The sequence below is a fragment of the Streptomyces melanogenes genome (assembly GCF_014649795.1).
Taxonomy (GTDB): Bacteria; Actinomycetota; Actinomycetes; order Streptomycetales; family Streptomycetaceae; genus Streptomyces; species Streptomyces noboritoensis.
This window is the reverse complement of the sequence record NZ_BMTS01000005.1, coordinates 83,980-109,932: the sequence shown is the minus strand read 5'-3', so window position 1 is coordinate 109,932 and position 25,953 is coordinate 83,980. Positions and strand designations below refer to the sequence as shown.

Annotated in this window: 22 protein-coding genes and 1 riboswitch; of the genes, 14 read left to right on the top strand and 8 right to left on the bottom strand. The window is 72.2% G+C overall.

Annotation, left to right across the window (positions count from 1 at the left end; translation table 11 throughout):
- Entirely contained in the window at positions 1–1,545 is a 1,545-nt protein-coding gene (locus tag IE252_RS12855) for an ATP-dependent DNA ligase (protein WP_190089517.1), read from the bottom strand.
- Positions 1,546–1,603: 58 nt separating this feature from the next.
- Between IE252_RS12855 and IE252_RS12850 the strand changes: the two genes are divergently transcribed.
- From IE252_RS12850 to IE252_RS12840, 3 genes are all read left to right on the top strand, one after another.
- Positions 1,604–2,032, top strand: coding sequence for a guanyl-specific ribonuclease (locus IE252_RS12850; protein WP_190089516.1), 429 nt, complete (start codon positions 1,604–1,606; stop codon positions 2,030–2,032).
- A complete protein-coding gene (locus IE252_RS12845) occupies positions 2,029–2,373 on the top strand; it encodes a barstar family protein (protein WP_190089515.1) in 345 nt (114 codons plus the stop codon). The genes IE252_RS12850 and IE252_RS12845 overlap by 4 nt, the downstream gene beginning before the upstream one ends.
- A 98-nt stretch (positions 2,374–2,471) precedes the next feature.
- On the top strand, positions 2,472–3,953 hold the full coding sequence (locus IE252_RS12840) for a GuaB1 family IMP dehydrogenase-related protein (RefSeq protein WP_229848302.1): 1,482 nt from the start codon (positions 2,472–2,474) through the stop codon (positions 3,951–3,953).
- Positions 3,954–4,045: 92 nt separating this feature from the next.
- Here the strand turns inward: IE252_RS12840 and IE252_RS12835 are convergent, their stop codons facing one another.
- Positions 4,046–5,029, bottom strand: coding sequence for a GDSL-type esterase/lipase family protein (locus IE252_RS12835; protein ID WP_190089513.1), 984 nt, complete (start codon positions 5,027–5,029; stop codon positions 4,046–4,048).
- 356 nt (positions 5,030–5,385) lie between these two features.
- On the opposite strand from IE252_RS12835, the gene IE252_RS12830 reads away from it, so the two are divergent.
- Together IE252_RS12830 and IE252_RS12825 are read left to right on the top strand one after the other, a co-directional pair.
- Positions 5,386–6,870: an amino acid permease gene (locus IE252_RS12830; RefSeq protein WP_373298547.1), complete on the top strand. Its 1,485-nt coding sequence runs from the start codon at positions 5,386–5,388 to the stop codon at positions 6,868–6,870.
- Between the two features lie 10 nt (positions 6,871–6,880).
- Positions 6,881–7,336: an Lrp/AsnC family transcriptional regulator gene (locus IE252_RS12825; RefSeq protein WP_190089512.1), complete on the top strand. Its 456-nt coding sequence runs from the start codon at positions 6,881–6,883 to the stop codon at positions 7,334–7,336.
- 7 nt (positions 7,337–7,343) lie between these two features.
- Here IE252_RS12825 and IE252_RS12820 read toward each other — a convergent pair whose 3' ends face one another.
- Entirely contained in the window at positions 7,344–7,910 is a 567-nt protein-coding gene (locus IE252_RS12820; protein ID WP_190089511.1) for a Repetin, read from the bottom strand.
- Between the two features lie 308 nt (positions 7,911–8,218).
- Between IE252_RS12820 and IE252_RS12815 the strand changes: the two genes are divergently transcribed.
- Both IE252_RS12815 and IE252_RS12810 read left to right on the top strand, forming a co-directional pair.
- Positions 8,219–9,016: a carbon-nitrogen hydrolase family protein gene (locus IE252_RS12815; RefSeq protein ID WP_190089510.1), complete on the top strand. Its 798-nt coding sequence runs from the start codon at positions 8,219–8,221 to the stop codon at positions 9,014–9,016.
- A 57-nt stretch (positions 9,017–9,073) separates the two neighbouring features.
- Complete coding sequence (locus IE252_RS12810) at positions 9,074–10,768, top strand: flavin monoamine oxidase family protein (protein WP_190089509.1); 1,695 nt, start codon at positions 9,074–9,076, stop codon at positions 10,766–10,768.
- A 53-nt stretch (positions 10,769–10,821) separates the two neighbouring features.
- Here the strand turns inward: IE252_RS12810 and IE252_RS12805 are convergent, their stop codons facing one another.
- Positions 10,822–11,751 (bottom strand): LLM class F420-dependent oxidoreductase, encoded by a 930-nt coding sequence (locus tag IE252_RS12805; protein WP_190089508.1) that lies wholly within the window; start codon positions 11,749–11,751, stop codon positions 10,822–10,824.
- Positions 11,715–12,482, bottom strand: coding sequence for a DUF5995 family protein (locus tag IE252_RS12800; protein ID WP_190089507.1), 768 nt, complete (start codon positions 12,480–12,482; stop codon positions 11,715–11,717). The genes IE252_RS12805 and IE252_RS12800 overlap by 37 nt, the downstream gene beginning before the upstream one ends.
- A 188-nt stretch (positions 12,483–12,670) precedes the next feature.
- Here IE252_RS12800 and IE252_RS12795 point away from each other — a divergent pair, with 188 nt between their 5' ends.
- Positions 12,671–13,774: a glycoside hydrolase family 6 protein gene (locus IE252_RS12795; RefSeq protein ID WP_190089805.1), complete on the top strand. Its 1,104-nt coding sequence runs from the start codon at positions 12,671–12,673 to the stop codon at positions 13,772–13,774.
- Here the strand turns inward: IE252_RS12795 and IE252_RS12790 are convergent.
- Complete coding sequence (locus IE252_RS12790; RefSeq protein WP_190089506.1) at positions 13,756–15,159, bottom strand: uracil-xanthine permease family protein; 1,404 nt, start codon at positions 15,157–15,159, stop codon at positions 13,756–13,758. The genes IE252_RS12795 and IE252_RS12790 overlap by 19 nt on opposite strands.
- Positions 15,160–15,383: 224 nt before the next feature.
- On the opposite strand from IE252_RS12790, the gene IE252_RS12785 reads away from it, so the two are divergent.
- Positions 15,384–16,673 (top strand): alginate lyase family protein, encoded by a 1,290-nt coding sequence (locus IE252_RS12785; protein ID WP_190089505.1) that lies wholly within the window; start codon positions 15,384–15,386, stop codon positions 16,671–16,673.
- Between the two features lie 42 nt (positions 16,674–16,715).
- On the opposite strand, the gene IE252_RS12780 is transcribed toward IE252_RS12785, so the two are convergent.
- Positions 16,716–17,942 (bottom strand): MFS transporter, encoded by a 1,227-nt coding sequence (locus IE252_RS12780; protein WP_190089504.1) that lies wholly within the window; start codon positions 17,940–17,942, stop codon positions 16,716–16,718.
- 107 nt (positions 17,943–18,049) lie between these two features.
- Between IE252_RS12780 and IE252_RS12775 the strand changes: the two genes are divergently transcribed.
- On the top strand, positions 18,050–19,177 hold the full coding sequence (locus IE252_RS12775) for an ROK family transcriptional regulator (protein ID WP_190089503.1): 1,128 nt from the start codon (positions 18,050–18,052) through the stop codon (positions 19,175–19,177).
- 113 nt (positions 19,178–19,290) lie between these two features.
- Here IE252_RS12775 and IE252_RS12770 read toward each other — a convergent pair whose 3' ends face one another.
- Positions 19,291–21,690 carry a chitinase C-terminal domain-containing protein gene (locus IE252_RS12770; RefSeq protein WP_190089502.1) on the bottom strand — a complete coding sequence of 800 codons (2,400 nt, stop codon included), beginning with the start codon at positions 21,688–21,690 and terminating at the stop codon, positions 19,291–19,293.
- 285 nt (positions 21,691–21,975) lie between these two features.
- Positions 21,976–22,106: riboswitch (FMN riboswitch) on the top strand.
- Positions 22,107–22,270: 164 nt separating this feature from the next.
- Here IE252_RS12770 and ribD point away from each other — a divergent pair.
- The 4 genes from ribD to IE252_RS12750 are packed head-to-tail and all read left to right on the top strand — an operon-like array spanning position 22,271 to position 25,891.
- Positions 22,271–23,353: a bifunctional diaminohydroxyphosphoribosylaminopyrimidine deaminase/5-amino-6-(5-phosphoribosylamino)uracil reductase RibD gene (ribD, locus tag IE252_RS12765; protein WP_190089501.1), complete on the top strand. Its 1,083-nt coding sequence runs from the start codon at positions 22,271–22,273 to the stop codon at positions 23,351–23,353.
- A 2-nt stretch (positions 23,354–23,355) separates the two neighbouring features.
- Positions 23,356–23,964 carry a riboflavin synthase gene (locus IE252_RS12760; protein WP_190089804.1) on the top strand — a complete coding sequence of 203 codons (609 nt, stop codon included), beginning with the start codon at positions 23,356–23,358 and terminating at the stop codon, positions 23,962–23,964.
- On the top strand, positions 23,961–24,605 hold the full coding sequence (locus IE252_RS12755; RefSeq protein ID WP_190089500.1) for a nicotinamide mononucleotide transporter family protein: 645 nt from the start codon (positions 23,961–23,963) through the stop codon (positions 24,603–24,605). The genes IE252_RS12760 and IE252_RS12755 overlap by 4 nt, the downstream gene beginning before the upstream one ends.
- A complete protein-coding gene (locus tag IE252_RS12750; protein WP_190089499.1) occupies positions 24,602–25,891 on the top strand; it encodes a bifunctional 3,4-dihydroxy-2-butanone-4-phosphate synthase/GTP cyclohydrolase II in 1,290 nt (429 codons plus the stop codon). Before IE252_RS12755 ends, IE252_RS12750 begins: the two co-directional genes overlap by 4 nt.
- The last annotated feature ends 62 nt before the right edge of the window (positions 25,892–25,953 follow it).

The window sequence follows — 25,953 nt, the reverse complement described above, 5'->3', positions numbered from 1 at the left end:
TCAGTCCCTCCCGCCGCCCAGTGCCTTCACCGTGGCGACCGTGTCCGCCTCCGAGGCACTCTTGTCCTCGCGGTAGCGCACTACCCGCGCGAACCTCAGTGTCACCCCCTCCGGGTAGCGCGACGATCTCTGCACCCCGTCGAAGGCGATCTCTACGACGAGTTCCGGCCGCACCCGCACCCCCCACGGCTCCTCAGCCACCGCCAGCTCCCGCAGCCGTCCGGTCTGCCAGGCGAGCAGCGCGTCGGTGAGCCCCTTGAAGGTCTTGCCCAGCATGGCGAACGAGCCGTCCGGGCGGCGGGCGCCGAGGTGCAGGTTGGAGAGCGTGCCGGTGCGCCGGCCGTGCCCCCACTCGGCCGCCAGCACCACCAGGTCGAGGGTGTGCACCGGCTTGACCTTCAGCCAGGACGCGCCCCTGCGGCCCGCGCTGTAGGTCGAGTCCAGCGCCTTCACCACCACGCCCTCGTGGCCGCGCTCCAGCGTCAGGGCCGCGAACTCCCGTGCCGCCGCGCGCTGTTCGGGATCGTCCGGGTCCTCCACTGTCACCCGCCGCACCCGGCGCGGCTCGGGCGCCACCCGGACGAGCTCCGCGCCGCGCTCCCGTACGGACAGGTCGAGCAGGTCGCGGCCGTCCACCGCGAGCAGATCGAAAAAGACCGGAAACAGCGGCAACCGGTCCTGCGCCCCGGCCACATCCAGCCGCGAGCCGACCCGGCCCGCGATGTCCTGGAACTGCCGCGGCCGCCCCTCCCGGTCCAGTGCGATCACCTCGCCGTCGAGGATCGCCCGCTGAGCCGTCAACTCGCGGGCGGCGGCCACCACTTCGGGCAGCCGTCCGGTGATCTCGTCCAGCGTACGGGTGAACACCCGCACCTCGTCGCCGTCGCGGTGCACCTGCACCCGGATGCCGTCGAGCTTCTCCTCCACCGCGCACGGGCCGAGCCGGTCCAGCGCCTCGTCCACGTCCTTGGCGGTCTGCGCCAGCATCGGCAGCACGGGCCGGCCCACGTCCAGCCGGAAGGCGGCCAGCGCCCCGGTGCCACCGCCGAGGAGAGCCTCGGCCACCGCCCCCAGCGAGCCGCCGAGCATCACCGCGCGCCGCACGTCCGCCGCCGGGGCTCCGGCCGCCTCGGCGAGCCCCTCCACGGCAGCCGCGTCCAGCGCGCCCTGGCGGACCTCGCCGGTGATCAGGCCGAAGAGGAAGCGCTGCTCCTCCTCGGTGGCGGCGGCCATCAGCTCACCGGCGAGCCGCTTGCGCTCGCTCCCGGCGCCCTTGCCCGCCAGGGCGGAGATCCGGTCGAGCGCCGCGTCGACCTCCCGGACCGTCAGGGCGGGGCTCGCGGCGGGCGGCGGGCGGTCCTTGAGCGTGCTCCAGCCGAGCCCGGTGCGGCGCTGCGGCAGCCGTCCCGCCAGATAGGTGACCACCAGCGGGGCCTCCTCCGGCGCCGTCTTGCGGAACAGCGCGGCGAGCAGCGCGGACTTCTCCGTACGGGAGGAGGTCGCCGCGATCTCCCGGGAGGTGGTGGCCACATCGGCGAGGAGCATGCCCTCATCGTCACTCGGCGCGTTCGCGCCCGCAGGCTCTGGATGGCAGCATCGGCCTATGCTCACCAGGTCCGCCCGAACGACCGTCGCCGTCCTGCTGGCCTGCCTCGCACTCCTGCTCGCGGGGTGCGGCGGCGGCTCGAAGAAGAGCGCGGAGCCGTCCGGGGCCACCGCCTCCAGCGCCGCCGCCACCCCCGGCTGGGCCAAGGGCAGGGCCACCGTCCGCGCCTCCCAGCTGCCGCCCGAGGCCCAGCAGACCCTGAAGCTCATCGACCAGGGCGGCCCGTTCCCGTACGCCAAGGACGGCACGGTCTTCGGGAACTTCGAGAAGGCCCTGCCGCAGCAGAAGCGCGGCTACTACCACGAGTACACGGTCACCACCCCGAAGTCGCGCGACCGCGGCGCCCGGCGCCTGGTCACCGGGCAGAGCGGCGAGGTCTACTACACCGGCGACCACTACAAGACGTTCAAGGCGGTGCTGCGATGACGGCCGACCCGTTCGACGCCGTACGGGCCTCCGGCTGGCAGGTCGACGTGCTCGACCTCGCCGGGGTCACCGACAAGGCCGGATTCATGGACCGCTGCGCCCGCGCGCTGCGCCTGCCGGAGTGGTTCGGCCGCAACTGGGACGCCCTCGCCGACTGCCTCGGCGACCCCGACTGGGGCCCGGCCGAGCCCGGCCGCCTCCTCGTGGTGCGGCGCTGGCAGGGGTACGCGGCGGCCCGCCCCGACGAGTGGGAGACCGCGCGGGACGTGTTCGACGAGGCGGCGGTCGGCGGCGCCGGCGGCACCCTCGCCGTGGTGCTCGCGCTCGGCGCGTTCGTGTGATCCCACCAGGCCGGTGCCCGAGCCCTGGATGATCGGCCCGGGCGGCGCAATCATCCGAACATGGGACAATGAAGTACGTGCGTTTAGCCCCGGCTGAAATGCCTGGGGTCACTCCGATCGACTGGGATGTTCTGCACGTGCGTTTCCTCAACGACATCAAGCCGCCGTACGACCTGACGTACGACGATGTGTTCATGGTCCCCAGCCGCTCCGCGGTGGGCTCCCGCCAGGGCGTCGACCTGGCCTCGCCCGACGGCACGGGCACCACGATCCCGCTCGTCGTCGCCAACATGACGGCCATCGCGGGACGGCGGATGGCCGAGACCGTGGCGCGCCGCGGCGGCATCGTCGTCATTCCGCAGGACATTCCGATCGAGGTCGTCACCGACGTCATCACCTGGGTCAAGACGCGTCACCACGTGCTCGACACCCCGATCGTCCTCGCCCCGACGCAGACCGTCGCCGACGCCCTGGCGCTGCTGCCCAAGCGCGCCCACAACGCCGGTGTCGTCGTCGACGGCGACCAGCGCCCGGTCGGCGTCGTCACCGACGAGGACCTGACCGGCGTCGACCGCTTCACGCAGCTCTCCGAGGTCATGTCCAAGGACCTGCTGCTGCTCGACGCGGACATCGACCCGCGCGAGGCGTTCAACAAGCTCGACAACGCCAACCGCCGCTACGCCCCGGCCGTGGACAAGGACGGCCGCCTGGCCGGCATCCTGACCCGCAAGGGCGCCCTGCGCGCGACCCTGTACAGCCCGGCCACCGACGCCCGGGGCAAGCTGCGCATCGCCGCCGCCGTCGGCATCAACGGCGACGTGGCGGGCAAGGCCAAGCAGCTCCTCGACGCCGGCGCCGACACGATCGTCGTGGACACCGCGCACGGCCACCAGGAGTCGATGATCGCCGCGATCAAGGCCGTCCGCGGCCTCGACCCGCAGGTCCCGATCGTCGCGGGCAACATCGTCGCCGCCGAGGGCGTGCGCGACCTCATCGAGGCCGGCGCCGACATCATCAAGGTCGGTGTGGGCCCCGGCGCCATGTGCACCACCCGGATGATGACGGGCGTGGGCCGCCCGCAGTTCTCCGCAGTCCTGGAGTGCGCCGCCGAGGCGAAGAAGTTCGGCAAGCACGTGTGGGCCGACGGTGGCGTGCGCCACCCGCGCGACGTCGCCATGGCGCTCGCCGCCGGTGCCTCCAACGTCATGATCGGCTCCTGGTTCGCCGGTACGTACGAGTCCCCGGGCGACCTCCAGCAGACCGCCGACGGCCGTCTCTACAAGGAGTCGTTCGGCATGGCCTCGGCGCGTGCCGTCCGCAACCGTACGAGCGACGAGTCGGCGTACGACCGGGCCCGCAAGGCGCTGTTCGAGGAGGGCATCTCGACGTCGCGGATGTTCCTCGACCCGACCCGGCCGGGCGTCGAGGACCTGATCGACTCGATCATCGCGGGTGTGCGGTCCTCGTGCACGTACGCGGGTGCGAGCTCGCTGGCGGAGTTCGAGGAGAAGGCGGTCGTGGGGATCCAGTCCGCGGCGGGTTACGCGGAGGGCAAGCCGCTGCATGCGAGCTGGAGCTAGGTCCGGGGGTCGTCTGCGGGCCGTATGTGGCTGGTCGCGCAGTTCCCCGCGCCCTTAGGTGAAGGCCCCCGCGCTTTGCGCGGGGGCCTTCGTCATACGTGGGGGCGCAGCACCTCCGCCACCGCCCCCGCGATCTTCCTGTGCCCCTCGTCGTTCGGGTGCAAGCCGTCCGCCAGGTCCGCGGGAGTCACCAGGTCGCCTCCAGGAAGCACGTGGAGGTGGTTGTCGCCGTCTGTGACGCGGTCCCGGGCCGCGGCCTCCATCGCGGCGCGCAAGGCGCTCAGCGTGGCGCCCAGGGCGTTCGGGGTGCGTTCGGCGGCCGGGTGCGGCAGCGGGGAGAGCAACAGGAGCGGGGTGCGCGGGTGACCCCGGCGCACCAGCGCCAGGAACGCCCGCGTCGTCTCGTACAGCAGCGGCGCCGAACTCGGCACGCCCGACCAGCAGTTGGTGCCGAACGCGAGGGTCAGGACGTCGGCGGGCAGGGACGCGAGCTGTTCGGCGGTGGCCAGTTCGCCGCGCGCGGACCCCGCGTAACCGAGGTTGACGGTGTCCAGGCCCAGCGCCCGTCCGACGGCGGCGGGCCAGGCGTGGGCGGGGCGCGTCGACCACCAGCCCTCGGTGATGGAGTCGCCGTGGACCAGCCAGCGCGGCCCCGCGGGCACGGGCCGCAGGGCGCCGCCGATGCCGCGCAGGGCCAGGATCCGGGACGCCACGGCCTGCGGCGGATGCACGGTGAACGGGCCTCCGCAGGGCCGCAGTTGAAGCCTGACCACCGCTTCCCCGGCCGGTGGAACCGTCGTCTCGGCCACCTGCCGCTCGCTCGTCCAGAGCGCGAAGGTGTGGGCGAGCGGGGCGAGCGGCCGCGACGGCGCGGGCACCTCGGCCCGGTAGCGGATCTCGACCGCCGACGCGCCCTCGGCGGTGAACTCCAGCCGTACGCCGACCGGCAGCGCGGCCCGTTCGACGACGTCCAGGGGCAGTCGGCCGAGCTGGGCCGGGTCGGCGCGCAGCGGCCTCCCCGACCTGCCCCGCCAGGCGACTCCGCGCAGAAACGGCTCCGGATCCAGCCAGTTCACCCAGGCACCACCGATCGTCTTCGAACCCTCCGGAGAGGGACGTGCGGGACCTCACTCCTACCCCGCCGACGGACACCGATGAGCGCCCTTCACGCACGGATCGAACGCTGATGCGCAACAAACACCCATCCGTCGCCCTTGTGCGCAATGATCATTCACCGATGCGCAAGGTTGCTGCATTACGAGCGGGAAGCGGAACCCTTTACTCTTCTCGCCATACGTGGAGTGGCGGCGACCGCCTGCTCGGCGGTACCGGCCACGGTGTGCTCAGTCATGCCCGGATTCCCCCTCGCAAGGGAACGGCCGGACCGTCGCGGTCGTCGGCTTCCGAAGGCAGCGACAAGGAGCCCACTGAAGTGTTGGACCACGGCACAGCGCCCCCCGCCGCAGCAGCACCGGCCACCGAGGGGAAGCGGCCCGGCAACCCGCTGATGCGGCGTAAGCCGGTAGAACTGCTGGTCGCCGAGGGTGGCAAGGGCGAGGGCGGCACTCTGCGCCGCACCCTCGGCATGTGGCAGCTCACGATGATCAGCATCGGCGCCACGCTCGGCACGGGCATCTTCGTCGTGCTCGGCGAGGCCGTCCCCGAGGCCGGTCCGGCCGTCACGATCTCCTTCATCATCGCCGGTCTCACCGCGCTGTTCTCGGCCCTCGCCTACGCCGAACTGGCCGGCACCATCCCGGTCGCGGGCTCCTCGTACTCGTACGCTTACGCAACGCTCGGTGAGTTCATCGCCTGGATCTGCGGCTGGTGCCTGATCCTGGAGTACGGCGTCTCGGTCGCCGCCGTGGCCGTCGGCTGGGGCCAGTACCTGAACGAGTTCCTGGACGGGACGATAGGCGTCACCATCCCGGACGCGATCGCCGCACCGCCGGGCGACGGCGGGTACTTCAACCTTCCCGCGCTGATCGTGGTCGTGCTCGCGATGGTGCTGCTGCTCGGCGGCGCGCGTGAGTCGGCCCGGGCCAACACGATCATGGTGTGCGTCAAGATGGCCGCGCTGGTGCTGTTCTGCGTGATCGGCTTCCTGGGCTTCAAGTCGGGCAACTACTCGGACTTCATGCCGATGGGCACCGCGGGCGTCAGCGGCGCGGCCTCGACCCTCTTCTTCTCGTACATCGGCTTCGACGCCGCCTCCACGGCCGGTGAGGAGGCGAAGAACCCGAAGCGCGACCTGCCGCGGGCGATCATGCTCTCGCTGGTCATCGTCACCGCGCTGTACGTCCTCGTGGCGGTCGTCGCGATCGGCGCCCGCCCCTGGAAGGAGTTCGAGGGCTCGGAGGCGGCCCTGGCCGGGATCATGAAGGACGTCACCGGTCAGTCCTTCTGGGCCACGCTCCTCGCCGCGTGCGCCGTGATCGCGATCGCGAGTGTCGTCCTGACCGTGCTGTACGGCCAGACCCGCATCCTCTTCGCCATGTCCCGCGACGGCCTCGTGCCCAAGACCTTCGCGAAGGTCAGCACGCGCACCAAGACGCCGGTCGTGAACACCGTCATCGTGTCGCTGTTCTGCGGTGTGCTCGCGGCCGCGATCCCGCTCGGCGAGCTGGCGAACGCGACCAGCATCGGTACGCTCTTCGCCTTCGCCCTGGTCAACGTCGCCGTGGTGGTGCTGCGGTACACCCGCCCCGAGATGCACCGCACCTTCCGGGTGCCGTTCGGCTGGGTGATCCCGGTGCTCGGCTTCCTCAGCTGCGGCTATCTGATGTGGAACCTGCCGGGGATCACCTGGCAGTATTTCGGTGGCTGGATGGCCGTCGGTCTCGTGATCTACTTCGGATACGGCATCCGCCGCTCCCGACTGGCCACGGCCACGGAGACCGCATCCGCAGAGAAGTGATCCACCCGCAGTGCGACTCAATGACCTCGACGAGCGCATCGTCCACGCGCTCGCTGAAGACGCCCGCCGCTCCTACGCCGACATCGGCTCGCTGATCGGCCTGTCCGCGCCCGCCGTGAAGCGGCGCGTGGACCGGCTGCGCGCCGAGGGGGCCATCACCGGATTCACCGTCCGGGTGGACCCCGCGGCGCTCGGCTGGGAGACCGAGGGCTTCATCGAGATCTACTGCCGCCGCAACACCTCGCCCGAGGCCATCAAGCGCGGCCTCGAGCGGTACCCCGAGGTCGCGTCCGCCTCCACCGTCACCGGTGAGGCGGACGCGATCGTCCAGGTCTTCGCCTCGGACATGCGCCACTTCGAGCGGGTCCTCGAACGGATCGCGGGCGAGCCGTACGTGGAGCGCACCAAGTCGGTCCTGGTGCTCTCCCCCCTGCTGAGGCGGTTCTCGTCGGGCTCGCCCGCTTGACCGGCCCTTACTCGTACGGGACCTGCCACGGCAGCACGTGGAAGTCGCCCGTGCCCGCCTTCACCTTCTCGAACGGCGCGGCGCTCATGCACTTGGGCAGCTTCTTGGTCGCCTCGTCCTCCGAGCCGATCCAGCTGTAGCCCAGCCGGTCGTGCGAGCCCTGGTCGTTGACCGAGACACCGACCCGCTTGCCCTTGAACGGGGTGTCGCTCTCGGTGACGATCCCGGTCACCACCGCGACCTTGCCGCCGGTGATCAGACAGTCGACCTTCGCCTTGGCCGTCCCGGTCCGGCCGTCCGGGAAGACGTGCCGGAAGCTGAACGTGCCGAACGCCTTCTCCGGGTCCTTGACGTCCTTCGCCGCCAGATGCGCGTCGAAGGAGAAAGTGATGTCGTCACCGGCCGGGCGGTAGAGCTTGGCGGTGCCCGTCAGCGCGGCCGCCTCGCGCGGCGCGTCCGGCCCGGCCCCGCTGTCGGAGGCCACCGCCGACCCGGCGGCGCCCGCCCCGATCAGCAGGGTGGCGGCCAGCGCCAGGGTGCGGGTACGGGGACGGGAGAGGGCGGGACGGTTCATGGCGGGTCCTCCGAAGCGGTCGTGGTGTCCCGGTTCCCCCGGGCGCACTCAGCTTCCCGCCGCGGCGGGGTCCCCCGCATCGCACCCGAGGAGGGACCGCCTCCGCCGTACGGCGGGGGAGTGGGCCCCCGCGTACCCCCCGAGGCGTAAGGGCCCCGTCAACGCGACGCAACGAATCGCCGCCGAAGGCCACCGACGCGCAATGAATCATCCTCCGGCGCGCAACGGTCGCGCCTTGTCCGGGCCGAAGCCCGGAACGTACCGTCATATGCGACCCCCTCACCCCCTTACGCCCCCCGAGGTCTGCCATGCCGCCGCTGCGCACCGCCCTGCTTCAGAGCTCCGGCTGTCCGGGTGACGTGGCCGCGAACCTGAAGGTGCTGGACGAGGCGGCGGGCCGGGCGGCGGCGACCGGGGCCGGGCTCCTCGTCTGCCCCGAGATGTTCCTCACCGGCTACGCCATCGGGGACGACGTGCCGAGGCTCGCCGAGGCCGCCGACGGCCCCGCGGCGCAGGCCGTCGCCGAGATCGCCGTGCGCCACGGGCTCGCGGTCCTCTACGGCTACCCGGAGCGGGACGGCGAGACCGTCTACAACGCGGCGCAGCTCGTCGCCGCCGACGGGCGGCGCCTGGCGAACTACCGCAAGACCCACCTCTTCGGCTGCTTCGAGCAGGAGCGGTTCACCCCCGGCGACCAGCAGGTCGTCCAGGCCGAGCTGAACGGGCTTCGGCTGGGGATCGTGATCTGCTACGACGTGGAGTTCCCCGAGAACGTCCGGGCGCACGCGCTGGCCGGCACCGACCTCCTCCTGGTGCCGACCGCGCTGATGCACCCCGCCGAGTTCGTCGCCCGGTCCGTGGTGCCGGTGCGCGCCTTCGAGAACCAGATGTACATCGCGTACGTCAACCGGACCGGCCCCGAGGGCGAGTTCGAGTTCGTCGGGCTGAGCTGCCTGGCCGGGCCCGACGGCACCGCCCGGGCCCGCGCGGGCCGCGACGCCGAACTGGTCGTCGGCGACGCCGACCCCGAACTCCTGGCCGCCTCGCGCGCCGAGAACCCGTATCTGCGGGACCGCCGCCCCGGCCTCTACACCTCCCTCGTCTGACCCGGACCTTCCGGCCACCCCCACCCCCCTTCGTACCGCGCAAGGAGTCCGTACCCCATGACGTCCACGGTGCCCACCGCCGTCCCGCACACCGACGGCCAGCCGCCGATCACCATGTTCGGTCCGGACTTCCCCTACGCGTACGACGACTTCCTGGCCCACCCGGCCGGGCTCGGCCAGATACCGGCGACCGAGCACGGCACCGAGGTCGCCGTCATCGGCGGCGGCCTGTCCGGCATCATCTCGGCGTACGAGCTGATGAAGATGGGCCTCAAGCCCGTCGTGTACGAGGCCGACCAGATCGGCGGGCGGCTGCGCACCGTCGAGTTCGACGGGCCCGGCACGGCCGGTCTGACCGCCGAGATGGGCGCGATGCGCTTCCCGCCCTCCTCGACGGCGCTCCAGCACTACATCGACCTCGTCGGCCTGGTCACCGAGCCGTTCCCGAACCCGCTCGCCGAGGCCACCCCCTCGACGGTCGTCGACCTCAAGGGCGAGACGCACTACGCGGAGACGATCGCGGACCTGCCGCAGATCTACCGCGACGTCGCCGAGGCGTGGAACGCCTGCCTCGAAGAGGGCGCCGACTTCTCGGACATGAACACCGCGATGCGCGAGCGGGACGTCCCGCGCATCCGCGAGATCTGGGCCAAGCTCGTCGAGAAGCTCGACGACGAGACCTTCTACGGCTACCTCTGCAAGTCCGAGGCCTTCCAGTCCTTCCGCAAGCGCGAGATCTTCGGCCAGGTCGGCTTCGGTACCGGCGGCTGGGACACCGACTTCCCGAACTCCATCCTGGAGATCCTGCGCGTCGTCTACACCGAGGCGGACGACCACCACCGCGGCATCGTCGGCGGCTCGCAGCAGCTGCCGCTGCGCCTGTGGGAGCGCGAGCCCGAGAAGATCGTCCACTGGGCGCAGGGCACCTCGCTGTCCTCCCTGCACGACGGCACCCCGCGCCCGGCGGTGACCCGGCTGCACCGCACGGCCGGCAACCGCATCACCGTCACCGACGCCTCCGGCGACATCCGCACCTACCGCGCGGCGATCTTCACCGCGCAGTCGTGGATGCTGCTGTCCAAGATCGAGTGCGACGACTCGCTGTTCCCGATCGACCACTGGACGGCGATGGAGCGCACCCACTACATGGAGAGCTCGAAGCTCTTCATTCCGGTGGACCGTCCGTTCTGGCTGGACAAGGACGAGGAGACGGGCCGGGACGTCATGTCGATGACGCTCACGGACCGCATGACGCGCGGCACCTACCTGCTGGACAACGGGCCGGACCAGCCCGCCGTCATCTGCCTCTCCTACACCTGGTGCGACGACAGCCTGAAGTGGCTCCCGCTGTCGGCGAACGAGCGCATGGAGGTCATGCTCAAGTCGCTCGGCGAGATCTACCCGAAGGTCGACATCCGCAAGCACATCATCGGCAACCCGGTGACCGTGTCGTGGGAGAACGAGCCCTACTTCATGGGCGCGTTCAAGGCGAACCTGCCGGGCCACTACCGCTACCAGCGCCGTCTGTTCACGCACTTCATGCAGGACTCGCTGCCCGAGGACAAGCGGGGCATCTTCCTCGCGGGCGACGACATCTCCTGGACGGCGGGCTGGGCCGAGGGCGCGGTGCAGACCGCCCTGAACGCGGTGTGGGGCGTCATGCACCACCTCGGCGGCGCCACCGACTCCACCAACCCCGGCCCGGGCGACCTGTACGACGAGATCGCGCCGGTCGAGCTGCCGGAGGACTGACGGCTGTTGATCGCGAGGGGCTCGGGGGCTTTTGCCCCCGGGCCCCTTTCCGGTTACAGCCCCGCCTCGCGCGCCAGCCCGTACACCTCCGCCGCCACGTCCTTCAGCTCCTCCGCGTCGCGCGCGGAGCCCTGGAGGTCGAGCAGGAACTCGCCTATGCCCTCGTGGGCGTGGGCCACCAGGTCCTCGACTATCTGGGCGGCGCTGCCGGCGAACGGCGGGCGCTCGCCGTTCTCGTACGGCTTCGGGGTGTAGCGCGCGTTGACGCGCACGCACACCTCGATCGGGCGCTCCCGGCCGCGCTCGGCCGCGAGCGCCTGCAGCCCGGACCAGCCCTCGGCCAGCTGGTCCGCGCCCTGCGCCACCGGCATCCAGCCGTCCGCCCGGTCCACCACCCGCCGCACCGCCTTCGGGCCCGCCGCCGCGAGGTACACCGGGATCGGCCGGGCCGGCTTGGGGCCGACCTCGGAGGGGGCGATGGTGGTCAGCTCGCCCTCGTACGCGACCGGGTCCGGGCCCCAGACCGCCGCGAACACGTCCAGGGTCTCGTCGAGCACCTTGCCGCGCCGCTCGAACGGCGCCACGGCCGCCGCCGCGTACTCGTCGAGGGACCAGCCCGTGCCGATCCCCGCCAGGACCCGGCCGCCGCTCGCCGCGTCCAGCGAGGCGAGCGAGCGGGCCAGCTGGAACGGCACGTGCAGCGGCGCCACCAGCACGCTGGTGCCCAGCCGCGCCCGCTCGGTGGCCGCCGCCGCGAGGGTGAGCGAGACCAGCGGGTCGGCCACCGACCGGTACGCGTCCGGCCAGGGCAGGTCCGGTATCCCGTACAGCCCCTGGGTCGCCGGCGTCGGGAAGATCACCCGCTCGAACACCCACAGGCTCTCGTAGCCCACCTCCTCGGCCGCGCGCGCGACCGCGGGGATGTCGCGGCCGATGTCGTACTGCCTCATCTGCGGAAGGCCGAGTCCGAGCCGGATCGCCATGAGTGAACTCCTCGTGCGGAAGAAGGACCTGCGTGCGGCGTCAGCAGGCACCGCCCCACCAGGCCGACACCCGCGTCCATCCGCTCCCTGAACTCCCGGGAGAGGTCCGGAAGTTCCCGCAGCCTCCACAGCAACCGGGCCGACGACCAGGCCGCGTCCCGCGCCCGCTCCAGGCTCCACGACGCCAGCAGGTGGGTGAGCGGGTCCGCGACCTCCAGCAGGTCGGGCCCGGGCATCAGCTCCTCGCGCACCCGCTCCTCCAGCGCCACCAGCGTGTCGCCGACCCGTTCGAAGTCCCGCTCAAGGCCCTCCGGTTCGCAGCCCAGGGCGCGGCAGCTGTCGACGACGGCGAGCGCCAGGTCGTGCCCGATGTGGGCGTTGATGCCGCAGAGCGCGAACTGGAGCGGGCGGACGCCCGGGTGGCGCCGGTACTGGAACAGCGGCCGCCAGCAGGCGGGCGGCCGCAGCCCCGCCGCCACCGCGTCGACGGCCCGCAGATAGCGCCCGGCGAACAGCACGTCCAGCGTCGCCGCGGCCCGAGGGTCGTCGAACGCGCCCTGGGTGAGGGACCGGCCGATCTCCTCGGTGACCGCCAGATAGACCCGGTTGAAGACGGCCAGACCGTCCTTGGGGGGCAGGCTCGCGCGCAGCGCCCGCATCCGCGCCGCTACGGTGTCCACCGACACCCCGCAGGGCGCCGTTCCACCTGCCCGCTGTTCGATCAGCACCATGAGGGCAGCGTCCCAGCACCGCGCTCCGCGGGACGTCGCCGGGCCCGGGGCTTCCCCGGAACGGGTGAACGAGGGGCCATCGGGGCCTCGGGGGAGGGGAGTTCACGGTGTCGGGAACACCGCCGTCACGCGCGCGCAGGCGCCGGGACGACAGAGCCGCGCGCCGCTCGGCCGTGCGGCGCACCGCCATGGTGGCGCTGGCCTGCGCCGTCGCTGCCGTCGGCGCGGTCTCGGGCGCCGTGGCGGCCCTCGGCGGCGGGGGTGACGACACGGCCCGGGCCGCGGCGACCGCCTCGCCCGCCACGGTGACCCTGCCCGCCGTGCCCGCCTCGCCGTCCGCTAAGCCGTCCGCCACGCGCGCGACGCCGCGCCCGGCCACGCCGTCCCCCGCCCCGAGGCCCTCGGCCACCCCGTCGCCGTCGCGGTCGGCGGTCTCCGCCGCGCTCTACCGCTCGCCCGACTCGCAGGTCCTGGACTGGGTGCGGGCCCACCCGGACGACCCCCGGCGGGCGCTGATCGAGCGGCGGATCGCGGACCAGCCCACAGCGGTCTGGTTCACCGAGTACGACCCCGGCGCGATCACCCGCGAGGTGCGGGCGGTGACCTCGGCGGCGGCCGGGCAGGGCCGGGTGCCGGTGCTCGTCCCGTACGCGATTCCTGGCCGGGACTGCGGCGGCGCCTCCCAGGGCGGTGCGCCGAGCCCGGAGGCGTACGACACCTGGATCGGGAACTTCGCTGCGGGGCTCGGGCGTTCACCGGTCATCGTGGTCCTGGAGCCGGACGCGATCGCCCAGTCGGACTGCCTCTCCGAGAGCGAGCGCGCCGCCCGGTTCGCCTCGCTGGCCAGGGCGGGGCGGGCGATCCACGCCGCCGACGCCCGGGCCAGGGTGTACTTCGACGCGGGCCACTCCGGCTGGCGCGACGCCGAGGAGATGGCGGGTCTGCTGCGCGCGGCGGGCGCGGCCACCAGCGGCGACGGCGTCTTCACCAACGTCTCCAACTTCCACCGCACCGCCGACGAGGTGGCGTACGCGCGGCGGGTGCTCAAGGCGCTGGGCGGTCCCGCGCGGCTGGGCGCGGTGATCGACACCAGCCGCAACGGCAGGGGCGCGCCGCCGGACGGACAGTGGTGCGACCCGGCCGGGCGGGCGCTGGGCAACGCCCCGACCACGCACACGGGCGAGGCGCGCATCGACGCCTATCTGTGGGTGAAGCTCCCCGGCGAGTCCGACGGCTGCCGGGGCGCGGCGGGCAGCTTCACCCCCGACTACGCCTACGACTTGGCGCGCTGAGCGTCTTCGGCGCTGCCTTCGTCGTACGAGGACGTGCCCTCGTCGAGCAGCGGCTCCTGCTCCTTCAGATGGGCCGGGGCCAGGGCGCGCAGCACGTGGTAGCCGGTGATGACCACGATGGTGCCCAGCGCGATCCCGCTGAGGCGGAAGTCGTCGGTGAACTTCAGGGTGACGCCGCCGATGCCGATGATGATGCCCGCGGCCGCCGGGACCAGGTTCAGCGGATTGCGCAGGTCCACCTTGGCGTTGATCCAGATCTGGGCGCCGAGGAGGCCGATCATGCCGTACAGGATGACGGTGATGCCGCCGAGGACGCCGCCGGGGATGGCCGCGACGATCGCGCCGAACTTGGGGCAGACGCCGAAGAGCAGCGCGAAGGCGGCGGCGGCCCAGTAGGCGGCGGTCGAGTAGACGCGGGTGGCGGCCATGACGCCGATGTTCTCGGAGTACGTGGTGTTGGGCGGGCCGCCGACGGCGGTGGAGAGCATCGAGGCGGCGCCGTCCGCGGCGATCGCGGTGCCCAGCTTGTCGTCGAGATTGTCGCCGGTCATCTCGCCGACGGCCTTGACGTGTCCGGCGTTCTCGGCGATCAGCGCGATCACGACCGGCAGGGCGACCAGGATGGCGGACCACTCGAAGTGCGGGGCGTGGAAGGAGGGCAGGCCGATCCAGTCGGCCCGGCCGACGCCGGAGAGGTCGAGCCGCCAGTGGTCGGTGGCCTCGCCCGCGCCCGCAACCGAGTGGATCTTGCCGAAGACGCGGTCGAAGAGCCAGGAGATGCCGTAGCCGAAGAGCAGGCCGAGGAAGATCGCGACCCGGGACCAGAAGCCGCGCAGACAGACCACGGCGAGCCCGGTGAAGAGCATCACCAGGAGCGCGGTCCACTGGTCCTGCGGCCAGTAGGTGGACGCGGTGACCGGCGCCAGGTTGAAGCCGATCAGCATGACCACCGCGCCGGTCACGATGGGCGGCATCGCGGCGTGGATGATCCGCGCGCCGAACCGCTGCACCGCGAGCCCCGCCGCGAACAGAACGATCCCGACGACGAAGACGGCGCCGGTGACGGTGGCGCTGGTTCCGCCGGTGGCCCGGATCGCGGCCGCGACGCCGACGAAGGAGAGCGAGCAGCCCAGATAGCTGGGCACCCGGCCCTTGGTGGCGAGCAGGAAGATGACCGTGGCGACGCCGGACATCATGATCGCGAGGTTGGGGTCCAGGCCCATCAGGACCGGCGCCACGAAGGACGCGCCGAACATGGCCACCACGTGCTGGGCGCCGAGGCCGATCGTCCGCGGCCAGGACAGCCGCTCGTCGGGGCGGACGACGGCGCCGGGGGCGGGGGTCCGCCCGTCACCGTGCAGGGTCCAGCGCACGCCGAGGCCCATGAGTTTGCTCCAGTTCGTTCCGTGCTGAGAAGAATCCACCGAGAAGGATCCGCTGAGAAGAATCAGCGCAATGGTAGTGGGCCCGGTGATCCCAGGTCCCATCCGTGAATCCTGCGCGAGGCATTGTCACCCGGAACTGCTGGCCCTACGCTCCAACCGCCCTATCCATGAACAGAGTTCAAGTATGTGAAATCCCGTGAACCCTAACCGAGGGGGATGCCCTGATGGACGGCCGAAGATCTCGCAGCGGGCTCGTGGCCCTGCTGGCCACGGCCGCGGTGCTCGCGTCGGCGCTCGTACCGGCCGCCTCGCGCGCCGCCACCACGAAGCCCGCCGCCGTGAAGGCCCCGCACACCGTGGTCGTCGACGGCGCGCGCATGCGGGACGCGCGGCTGCGGCTCGACGCCGGCGACCCGGCGCTGCGCACGGCGGTGGCGAAGCTGACCGCGGCCGCCGACGGCTGGCTCGGCCAGGGCCCCTGGACGGTCGTGGACAAGCCGAAGCCCGCGCCGGGCGGCGACCCCCACGACTACCTGAGCCAGGCCCCGTACTGGTGGCCCTCGAAGCCGAGGACCGCCGACAACCCCTGGGGCTGCCCGTACGTGCAGAAGGACGGGCAGCGCAACCCCGAGGTCGACACCGGCACCGACCGCCCCGACCTCGGCAAGCTCGTCACCTCCGTGACCACGCTCAGCCTCGCCTGGTACTACACCGGCCGGGCGCAGTACGCCGAGCAGGCCTCGACCGCCCTGCGCACCTGGTTCCTCGACCCGGCGACCCGGATGAACCCCAACCTGAACCACGGGCAGTTCATCCCCTGCAAGTACGACGGCCGGGCGATCGGCATCATCGACTTCTCGCAGCAGTACACCAGCGTCCTCGACGCGGTCGCCGTCCTCGACCTGGGCGCGCCGGGCTGGCGGGCGGACGACCGCGCGCGGATGCTCGACTGGAACAAGGAGTTCCTGAACTGGCTGGTGACATCGCCCTTCGGCAAGGAGGAGTCGGCGGCCAAGAACAACCACGGCACCTTCCAGGACATGCAGATCGCCGCGCTCGCGCTGGCCACCGGCGACAAGGCCCTCGCGGCGAAGACGGTCCGGGCCGCCGGGAAGCTGCGGATCGATCCGCAGATCGCCGCCGACGGCAGCCAGCCCCAGGAGCTCGCCCGCACCCGCAGCTGGCACTACTCGACCTTCGACCTGGTGGCGTACGCGCGGCTCGCGGCCATCGGCAGGCAGGTCGGGGTGGACCTGTGGGGCTACCGGGGGCCGCAGGGGCAGAGCCTGTTCAAGGCGGTCGACTATCTGCTGCCCGCCGCGACCGGCGCGGCCGCCTGGCCGCACCCGGAGCTGGAGTTCTACCGGTACGCCGCGAGCGACGTGGTGCACGCGGCGGCCGACGCGGGCGACAAGAAGGCCCGCGCGGCCGTACCGAAGCTCCAGGCGCCGCCCGCCGGCGACCTCTGGGCGCTGCGGCCCGCGGCCGAACAGCTGGACTCGATCGCGGGCTGAGGCGCCCCGGCCGAACCGCCCCCCATACGGTTCGGCCGTCGGCTACGGGGCGGCGTCGGTGGACCCCACCGGCGCCGCCTTCGCCGCGCCCCCGCCCGCCGTCCGGGCGCGCACTCCCGTACGCAGCACCTCCGCCCCCGCCACCAGCCCCAGCGCCAACAGCGTGACCAGGCCGAACGACACCATCAGCGAGGTCAGATCGGCGATGCCGCCGATGGTCGAGGGGGCGATGAGACCCGAGGTGTACGTGATGGTGGCGACGCCCGCGATGGCCTGGCTGGGGTTGGGGCCGCTGCGCCCGGCCGCCGCGAAGGCCAGCGGCACCACGACCGCGACCCCCAGGCCGATCAGGGCGAACCCGCCCATCGCCACGGCGGGCCCGGGCGCGAGGACCACCGCGAGCCCGCCGACGGTCGCCAGCACGCCCCCGCAGCGGACCGTCCGTACCGCGCCGAACCGGTCCACGACCTTGTCGCCCGCGATCCGCACCACCGCCATGGTCAGGGTGAACGCGGTGGTCGAGGCGGCGGCGAGACCGGCCGAGGCGTCCATGGTGTCCCGCAGGTACACCGCCGACCAGTCCAGGCTCGCCCCCTCGGCGAACACCGCGCAGAACGCGACGAGCCCGATGACCAGCGCCGCCCTCGGCGGCCTGGCGAAGCGCGGCGGCGGGGTCTCGTCCGGCGCGCTGCGCAGGTCGAGCACGCCGCCGCAGACGAGCGCGCCGAGCGCGGTGAGGACGGCCGCCGCGACCAGGTGGTGCACGCGCGCGTCGACGCCGAGGTGCGCGGCGAGCGTGCCGGCGGTCGAGCCGATCAGGGCGCCCGCGCTCCACATGCCGTGCAGCCCGGACATGATGGACCGGCCGAGCCGGTCCTCGGTCTCCACGCCCAGCGCGTTCATCGCCACGTCGGACATGCCCGCGGTCGCCCCGAACACGAAGAGCGCCGCGCAGAGCGTGTAGAGGTTCGGCGCCAGCGCCGGGAGCGCGAGGGCGAGGGTCCACAGCGCGAGCAGCCCGCGCAGCGCCCGGCGCGCCCCGAAGTGGTGGGTGACCGCGCCGGAGAGCGGCATCGTCAGCGACGAGCCGATGGCGGGAAACGCCAGCGCCAGGCCGAGCTGGCCGGTGGAGACACCGGTGTGGTCCTGGATCCACGGGACCCGGGTCGCGAAGTTGCCGGTGACCGTGCCGTGGACGCAGAAGACCGCGGCGATCGCGATCCTGGCCCGCCTCAACTGCCGTACGCCGTCGTCCGCCTCGGTCGCCATCAGCGCGGTCCTCCCCTGGATGCCGGTGCGCGATAAACTATCAGGAACCCTGCCTGATAAATACTCCGCCGTCCATCGGGTTTCGGTCGTCTGGAAGGATTCCCGGCATGCCCGCATCACCCAGCACCGCCCGGGTCATCAACGACCGCCTCGCCCTGCGCCTGCTCCAGGACGAGGGCCCGTTGACGGCGGGTCAGCTCAAGAAGCTCACCGGACTGTCCCGCCCCACCGTCGCCGACCTGGTCGAACGGCTCCAGGGCTCGGGACTCGTCGAGGTCGTGGGGGAGTCCGGCGCCGAGCGGCGCGGACCCAACGCGCGGCTGTACGGCATCGTCGCGGACCGGGCCCACCTCGCCGCCCTCGACGTGCGCACCGACGGCGTCACCGTGCTCGTGGCCGATCTGCTCGGCGCGACCCTCGCCGAGGCCGCCCTCCCGATCGGGGCCGAGGCCGGGACCGGGCCCGCCGTGGAGCGGACGGTGGCGCTCCTGGAGCGCACCGCGAAGGAGGCGGGCGCCGAGCGGCTGCACAGCGTCGGCATCGGGGCGCCCGGCCTGATCGACCCGGCGACGGGCGAGCTGCGCGACAGCACGGGCCTGCCCGCCTGGCACCGGGAGCTGGTCCCCGCCCTCCAGCGGCGGCTGTCGGCCGCGGTCCTGGTGGAGAACGAGGTGAACCTGGCGGCGACGGCCGAGCACCGGCTCGGCGCCGCGCGCGGCCAGAGCGACTTCGTGCTGTTCTGGCTGGGCCAGGGCGTGGGCGCGGCGGTCTTCCTGGACGGGAAGCTGCGCCGGGGGGCGTCCGGCGGCGCGGGTGAGATCGGCTTCCTGCCGGTCCCGGGCACCGGCGCGCTGCCGTCCGCGACCGACTGCGACGGCGGGTTCCACGCGCTCGCGGGCGCCGAAGCGGTGGTGCGGCTCGCCGCCGCACACGGTCTGACGGGCAGCGCCGAGACCCTGGTGCGCGAGGCGAGCGGTGCGTTCCTCGACGCGCTGGCCGAGCGGATCGCCATCGGCGCGGCCGCCGTGGTCTCCGTACTGGACCCGGGCCTGATCGTGCTCGGCGGCGAACTCGGCCACGCGGGCGGCGCGCTGCTCGCCGCCCGGGTGCACCGCAGGCTTGCCGCGCTCACCCCGCTGGGCGCCGAGGTCCGGCCCAGCGAGCTCGGCGACCGGGCGGTGCTGCGCGGCGCCCTGCTCGCGGCCCGGGACGCGGCGCAGGACGAGCTGTTCTGACGCGCCGCACCCCGGCCGGGAGATCCGGCCGGGGTGCGGGCTTCACCAGGGGTGCCCGGCGACAGCGGCAAGGGCCTCGAGTCGCGTCGCCGGGCGTGCGGGGGGCACGGGGGTCAGCAGGCCCCGAGGTCCTGCCAGACTCCCCAGTCGCCGGTGGTTCCGGGCTCCTCGCCCTTCGTCCACCACTTCGACTTCCAGTTGTGGGACTTGTGCGAGACGGTCGTGGAGCCACCGTACTCGGCCGTGGCCGTCCAGGCGGGTGCGGTGCAGGAGCCGCCGCCCGTGGAACCGCCGGTCGTGCCGCCCGTCGACCCACCGGTCGTGCCGCCCGTCGTGCCACCTGTCGACCCACCGGTCGTACCGCCCGTGGTGCCGCCCGTCGTGCCCGTGCCCGTGTCCGGCTCGGTGGCCGTCGCGCCCCGGGTGAGGTCCCCGGCCAGCGCGTAGCTGCGGCCGCCGAACGTCACCGTCCAGTTGGAGGGCGTCGACACCGGCAGGTAGTAGACGAAGTCGAGCGTCACCGAGGCGCCCGGGGCCAGCGACTGCCAGGCCGGGAGCTTCAGCGAGACCCGGTTGTAGTCACCCTTGAGACCGCCCACGTTGCTGCCGCTGTGGTCGCTGCGGACGATCGTCGTGCCGAAGCCCGACTGGTCCTTGGCGTTCGCCGGGGCCGAGGTCCCGTAGTCGAACTGGAACTCCGTGCCGCCCGGCAGCGTCGCCTTGGTGTTGTTGGTGAGCGTCACCTTCGGGCTGATCGGGTAGTTGGAGTCGCCGAGCGGGAACTGCCCGAAGTCCACGCCGATGTTCAGCGCCTGCGTGGGCAGCGTGACCGAGGAGCGCTTGGCGCCGTACGGGGCGGCCGACTTGAACTTGTCGTACATCGCGGACGTCAGCGTCGAGCCCGGCTCGTACTGGCCCTTGGCGGCGTTGTACTTGTAGTCGCCCGCCAGCTCCCAGACCATCGTGCCGCCGATGCCCTTGTCGACCACGTAGTCGGCCTTGGCGTTCACCGACTGCTCGTCCTCGGTGGAGAGGAAGACCTTCTTCTGGTCGTTCCACAGCCAGGGCGCCACCAGCGTCGAGTCGTACTTGCGGGCGTAGGTGCCGGTCAGCTTGGTGTCGGCGGGGAAGCCGTACTTGGCCGCGTAGTCGCCGACGACGCCCTTCTCCAGGTTCTTGGCGTGCCACATCGGGTTGGAGCCCGCCGGGGCCTCCTTGCCGTTGTCGTCGAGGTCGTGCCAGAGGTTGTCGATGCCGGTCGCGCCGTCACCGCACTTGGTCAGCCCCGACCCGGCCGGGCAGGTGGTGGTGGCGGCCTTGCCCCACAGCCCGTCCGTCCCGCCGGTCACGTTCTTGAAGCCGCGGGTGTAGTACGGCAGGCCCATGTTGATGCGCCCGGCCGGCATCGACCCGCGGAAGTAGTGATAGGCCCAGTCGGCGTTGAGATAGCCGATTCCGCCGTACTGGGAGGTCGAATAGACGCCCGCCGCCGCGAGCTCCGCGTCCTTGCCGTCGTCGAAGAGCGAGGCGTTCGGCCCCACGTATTCGTTCCAGGCGCCGTGCAGGTCGTACGACATGATGTTGACGTAGTCCAGGTACTTCTGGACCTGGAACGTCTCCATGCCGCGCAGCAGATAGCCGGACGAAGGCGCGGCGACGGACAGCAGATAGTGCTTTCCGTCGGTCGCTCCCGCGCGGTCGAGCTTCTCGCGCAGCGACTTCATCAGCGCCGCATAGCCCTTGACCAGGCCCGCCCGGCGCGCGTTGGACAGGCTCCAGTCCAGCGGGTTGCCCGCGTCCTTCATCGTCGTGGGGTATTCGTAGTCGATGTCGACGCCGTTGAACCCGTACTTCTTGATGAAGGCGACGGCCGAGTCCGCGAAGGTGTCGATGCCCGGCTGGTTCACCGAACCGTCGGCATTGGTGGCCATCGAATAGAAGCCGCCCGAGGCGACGCGCTTTCCGTCGTCGCCGAAATAGCCGCCGGTCTCGGCCCAACCGCCCACGGAGATGAGCGTCTTGACGTTCGGGTGCTGCTTCTTGAATTTGTTCAGGAGGTTGAAGTGGCCCTTGTAGGGGAGCGCGGGGTCCATCTCGGCCCCGGCGACGCCCGGCCAGGTCATTCCGGTCGCCGCGTTCTTCTCGCCGTCACTTCCGACCGAGATCTTGTTGTCGGAACCGATGTGCGCGAAGGCGTAGTTGACGTGGGTGACCTTGTCCCACGGGATGTCGGAGGCGAGGTAGGCGGGGGTCCCGTCCTGGCCGGTGCGCCAGCCGGTGAAGTACCCGATGACCCGGCGCTGGTGGTCGGCGCCCATCTTCTCGCGGCCGTCCGCGTCGTACACGGAGCAGTAGGGGACGTCGACGCCGGGCGTCTTGTAGAGCCCGTCCGGGCGACAGGTCTCGTTGTCGGCGGCGTGCGAGACGCCCGCGGAGAGCGAGGAGAGCACCAGCCCCGCGACCGCGGCACCGGCCGCGAGCAGCGTGGCTCTCGTACGAGTGGGGGACAGCACGATCTGTTCCTCCAGGGGAGGTCGGTGGGGCACAGGACTGCGGGCGGTCGTGCGGCGGCCCCGGCGTGCGCACACCGGCGGGCCTCACCTCTGAGGTGACACGGAGATTAAGAGGACTAGACCAGAGCGTCAATAGGTATGGACCAATGCTGGCTCCCTGATTGCCGCGCGATGTGGCGGACGGTGAACCTCCGCTACGGGCCGCGACCGCACTGTGACCCAGGCCATAGATGTTCGCCCGTATGGCCGACGATCAGTCGTGGCACACTGACCCTGTACCAGCAGCAGCGCACTCCGGGGTCGGTGTAATTCCGAACCGGCGGTAATAGTCCGCGACCCGGCCGCATCCAGTGGCCGGTTGACCAGGTGGAATTCCTGGACCGACGGTGAAAGTCCGGATGGGAGGCAGTGCGCGGCGGGCGGGCCCCAGCAGGGCTCAGGCCGGCCGTTGTGTGCTGATCGTCGTCCGCGGCGGTCGGTGTCTTTCGGCCATGCGTGAGCTGTCTGTACGGCCTTGTTCCCGCTCTCTGTCGTTCATCGACAGCCCCGGAGTCCGTGCCCGAAGAGGCAGGAGGACCCGGTGGCCACCGCAGCCGACGCAGACGCCATGCGCCGAGCCGTTGGGCTCGCCGCGCGCGGACTCGGCTCCACCAGCCCCAACCCGGTCGTCGGGTGCGTCATCACCGACGCCTCGGGCGCCGTCGTCGGCGAGGGCTTCCACCAGAGGGCCGGCGGCCCGCACGCCGAGGTCCACGCCCTGTCCGCCGCGGGCGACAAGGCCCGGGGCGGCACCGCGTACGTCACCCTCGAACCCTGCAACCACACCGGCCGCACCGGCCCCTGCTCCCAGGCGCTCCTCCAGGCCGGGATCGCCCGGGTCGTCTACGCGGTCGGCGACCCGAACCCGCAGGCCACCGGCGGCGCCGACACCCTGCGCGCGGCCGGGGTCGAGGTCGAGCAGGGCCTGCTCGCGAAGGAGGCCGAGGCGGGCAACGCCGCCTGGCTCACCTCCGTACGGCTCGGCCGGCCCTACGTCCTGTGGAAGTACGCGGCGACCCTCGACGGCCGGATCGCCGCCGAGGACGGCACCAGCCGCTGGATCACCTCGCCCGAGGCCCGCGCGGACGTCCACCGGCTGCGCGCCGAGGCCGACGCCGTGGTGGTCGGCTCCGGCACCGCCCGCACCGACGACCCCCACCTCGCGGTACGGGGCGTCGAGGGCGCCGTCCAGCCGCTGCGGGTCGTCGTCGACACCGAGGCCGAGGCCGTGCGGCCCGGCGCCCGGGTCCTCGACGACGCCGCGCCGACCCTGGTCGCGGTCGCCGAGGACGCCGACACCGCCCACCTGGCCGACACCGACGTCGTGCGTCTGCCGCGCGCCGCCACCGGTCTGGACATCCCGGCGCTGCTGGCCGCCCTGCACGGGCGCGGCGTCCGGTCCGTACTCCTCGAAGGCGGCCCGGCTCTCGCCGGGGCCTTCGTCGCCGCGGGCGCCGTCGACAAGGTCGTCGGCTACCTCGCACCCGTCCTGCTCGGGGCGGGCCCCGCGGCCCTCACCGGCGGCGGAATCACCACGATCGCCGAAGCGTTGCGGCTCGAACTGACCGAGACCGTCCGCATCGGCCCCGATCTCCGTATCAGTGCCACTCCCAAGGAGCGATGAGCGTGTTCACCGGAATCGTCGAAGAGCTGGGTGAGGTCACCGCCGTCGAGAAGCTCGGCGACTCCTCCCGCTTCCGCCTGCGCGGCCCCGTCGTCACCGAGGGCGCCCGGCACGGCGACTCGATCGCCGTCAACGGCGTCTGTCTGACCGTCGTGGAGACCGGCGACGGCGAGTTCACCGCCGACGTCATGGAGGAGACGCTGAAGCGCTCCAGCCTCGGCGCCCTCGACGTCGGCTCCCGCGTCAACCTGGAGCGGCCCATGGCCGTCGGCGGCCGCCTAGGCGGGCACATCGTCCAGGGCCACGTCGACGGCACCGGCGCCATCGTGGCGCGCACCCCCTCGGAGAACTGGGAGATCGTCAAGGTCTCGCTGCCCGCGGAGCTCTCCCGCTACGTCGTGGAGAAGGGCTCGATCACCGTCGACGGCGTCAGCCTCACGGTCGTCGACGCGGGCCCCGACTACTTCACCATCAGCCTCATCCCCACCACCCTCGCGCTGACCACGCTCGGCCTCAAGCAGCCCGGCGACCCGGTCAACCTGGAGGTCGACGTGATCGCCAAGTACGTCGAGCGCCTCATGGGCGCGCGCGGCCAGGAGGACCCGAAGTGAACTGGCTCAACTCCGAGGCGTTCACCGCCTTCGACCAGCACATCATGTGGTCCGACATGATCGGCAACACGGTGGGCCTGGCCGCCCTCGCGCTCGGCTGGCGGCGCTCCATATGGACCTGGCCCGCCCAGTTCCTCTCCGGCGTCATCCTGCTCGCCGCGTTCACCACCGCCCACCTCTCCGGCAGCGCCGGCAAGCAGGTCGTGGTCATCGTGGTCGCGCTGTGGGGCTGGTACCAGTGGCAGGGCGGCCGGGGGAAGGCGCAGGACGGCTCGGTCGCGGTGCGGTTCGCCACCTGGCGCGAGCGCGGTCTGCTCGTCGCGGGCGCCGCCGTCGGCACGCTCGCGGTCGGCGGGCTGTTCACCGCATTCCCGACGCTGTCGTGGGACCCGTGGCCGGACGCGTACATCTTCGTCGGCACCATCGTCGCCATGTACGCCCAGGCGCGCGGCATGGTCGAGTTCTGGCTCGCCTGGCTCCTCGTCGACGCCGTGGGCGTGCCGCTCAACTTCGCCAACGGCTTCGCCTTCTCCGGCTTCGTCTACGTCATCTACGGCGCAATCGTCCTGTGGGGCCTGCGCGACTGGTGGCTGCGCTCCCGTACGAGCGCGCAGCCCGTCCTGGAAGGAGCGGCGGCATGAGCGCCACCACGCCCACCTGGTACTCCACCGACAACCGCGAGGACCTCTCCCTCGACCCCGTCGAGCAGGCCATCCGCGACATCGCGGCCGGCCGGCCGGTCGTGGTCGTCGACGACGAGGACCGCGAGAACGAGGGCGACCTCGTCATCGCCGCCGAGAAGGCGACCCCCGAGATCGTCGCCTTCATGATGAGCGAGTGCCGCGGGCTGATCTGCGCGCCCATGGAGGGCGAGGCGCTCGACCGGCTCCAGCTGCCGCAGATGGTCGACCACAACACCGAGTCGATGAAGACCGCGTTCACCGTCTCGGTCGACGCGTCCGCCGCGCACGGCGTCTCCACCGGCATCTCCGCCGCCGACCGCGCCACCACGCTGCGGCTGCTGGCCGACGGGCACTCGGAGGCCGGGGACTTCGTCCGCCCCGGGCACATCTTCCCGCTGCGCGCCAAGCCCGGCGGCGTCCTGGTCCGCAACGGCCACACCGAGGCCGCCGTCGACCTCGCCCGGCTCGCGGGGCTCGCCCCGGCCGGCGCGATCGTGGAGATCGCGGGCGAGGACGGCGTGATGCTGCGGCTGCCCGAGCTCGTTCCGTTCGCCCGCAAGCACGGTCTGACGATCATCTCCATCGAGGACCTGATCGCCTACCGCCGCTCCGCCGAGCCGACCGTGCGCCGCGAGGCCGAGGTCCACCTGCCCACCTCCTTCGGCGAGTTCACCGCCTTCGGCTACCGCTCCACCGTCGACGGCGTCGAGCACGTGGCGCTGGTCCACGGCGAGATCGGCGACGGCGAGGACGTGCTGGTCCGGGTCCACTCCGAGTGCCTGACCGGTGACATCTTCCACTCGCTGCGCTGCGACTGCGGCCCCCAGCTGCAGGCCTCCATGGAGGCCATCACCAAGGAGGGCCGCGGCGTGGTCGTCTATCTGCGCGGCCACGAGGGGCGCGGCATCGGACTGCTCTCCAAGCTGCGTGCCTACGAGCTCCAGGAGCAGGGCCGCGACACGCTCGACGCCAACCTGGAGCTGGGGCTGCCCGCCGACGCCCGCGACTACGCGGCGGGCGCGCAGATCCTGGGGAACCTGGGCGTCCGCAGCCTGCGGCTGATGACCAACAACCCGGAGAAGACCACCGCGCTGGTGCGCCACGGCCTCAAGGTCACCGGCCGGGAGCCGATGGCCGTCCAGGCGGGCGAGCACAATCTGCGGTACCTGCGCACCAAGCGCGACCGGATGGGGCACGACCTGCCGTGGCTGGACGCGACCGCGTCGGCCTGCGGCAACCAGTAGCGACACCCGCACAACGACACCCGTTGACAGCTTCACCCGTACACAGCTGAAAGATCACCGAG

What these genes read in the sequence shown, in the direction of transcription:
- IE252_RS12855 (WP_190089517.1), bottom strand. Translation starts at nt 1,545, where the DNA reads ATGCTCCTCGCCGATGTGGCCACCACCTCCCGGGAGATCGCGGCGACC.
- IE252_RS12850 (WP_190089516.1), top strand. Translation starts at nt 1,604, where the DNA reads ATGCTCACCAGGTCCGCCCGAACGACCGTCGCCGTCCTGCTGGCCTGC.
- IE252_RS12845 (WP_190089515.1), top strand. Translation starts at nt 2,029, where the DNA reads ATGACGGCCGACCCGTTCGACGCCGTACGGGCCTCCGGCTGGCAGGTC.
- IE252_RS12840 (WP_229848302.1), top strand. Translation starts at nt 2,472, where the DNA reads ATGCCTGGGGTCACTCCGATCGACTGGGATGTTCTGCACGTGCGTTTC.
- IE252_RS12820 (WP_190089511.1), bottom strand. Translation starts at nt 7,910, where the DNA reads ATGAACCGTCCCGCCCTCTCCCGTCCCCGTACCCGCACCCTGGCGCTG.
- IE252_RS12815 (WP_190089510.1), top strand. Translation starts at nt 8,219, where the DNA reads ATGCCGCCGCTGCGCACCGCCCTGCTTCAGAGCTCCGGCTGTCCGGGT.
- IE252_RS12810 (WP_190089509.1), top strand. Translation starts at nt 9,074, where the DNA reads ATGACGTCCACGGTGCCCACCGCCGTCCCGCACACCGACGGCCAGCCG.
- IE252_RS12805 (WP_190089508.1), bottom strand. Translation starts at nt 11,751, where the DNA reads ATGGCGATCCGGCTCGGACTCGGCCTTCCGCAGATGAGGCAGTACGAC.
- IE252_RS12800 (WP_190089507.1), bottom strand. Translation starts at nt 12,482, where the DNA reads ATGGTGCTGATCGAACAGCGGGCAGGTGGAACGGCGCCCTGCGGGGTG.
- IE252_RS12795 (WP_190089805.1), top strand. Translation starts at nt 12,671, where the DNA reads ATGGTGGCGCTGGCCTGCGCCGTCGCTGCCGTCGGCGCGGTCTCGGGC.
- IE252_RS12790 (WP_190089506.1), bottom strand. Translation starts at nt 15,159, where the DNA reads ATGGGCCTCGGCGTGCGCTGGACCCTGCACGGTGACGGGCGGACCCCC.
- IE252_RS12785 (WP_190089505.1), top strand. Translation starts at nt 15,384, where the DNA reads ATGGACGGCCGAAGATCTCGCAGCGGGCTCGTGGCCCTGCTGGCCACG.
- IE252_RS12780 (WP_190089504.1), bottom strand. Translation starts at nt 17,942, where the DNA reads ATGGCGACCGAGGCGGACGACGGCGTACGGCAGTTGAGGCGGGCCAGG.
- IE252_RS12775 (WP_190089503.1), top strand. Translation starts at nt 18,050, where the DNA reads ATGCCCGCATCACCCAGCACCGCCCGGGTCATCAACGACCGCCTCGCC.
- IE252_RS12750 (WP_190089499.1), top strand. Translation starts at nt 24,602, where the DNA reads ATGAGCGCCACCACGCCCACCTGGTACTCCACCGACAACCGCGAGGAC.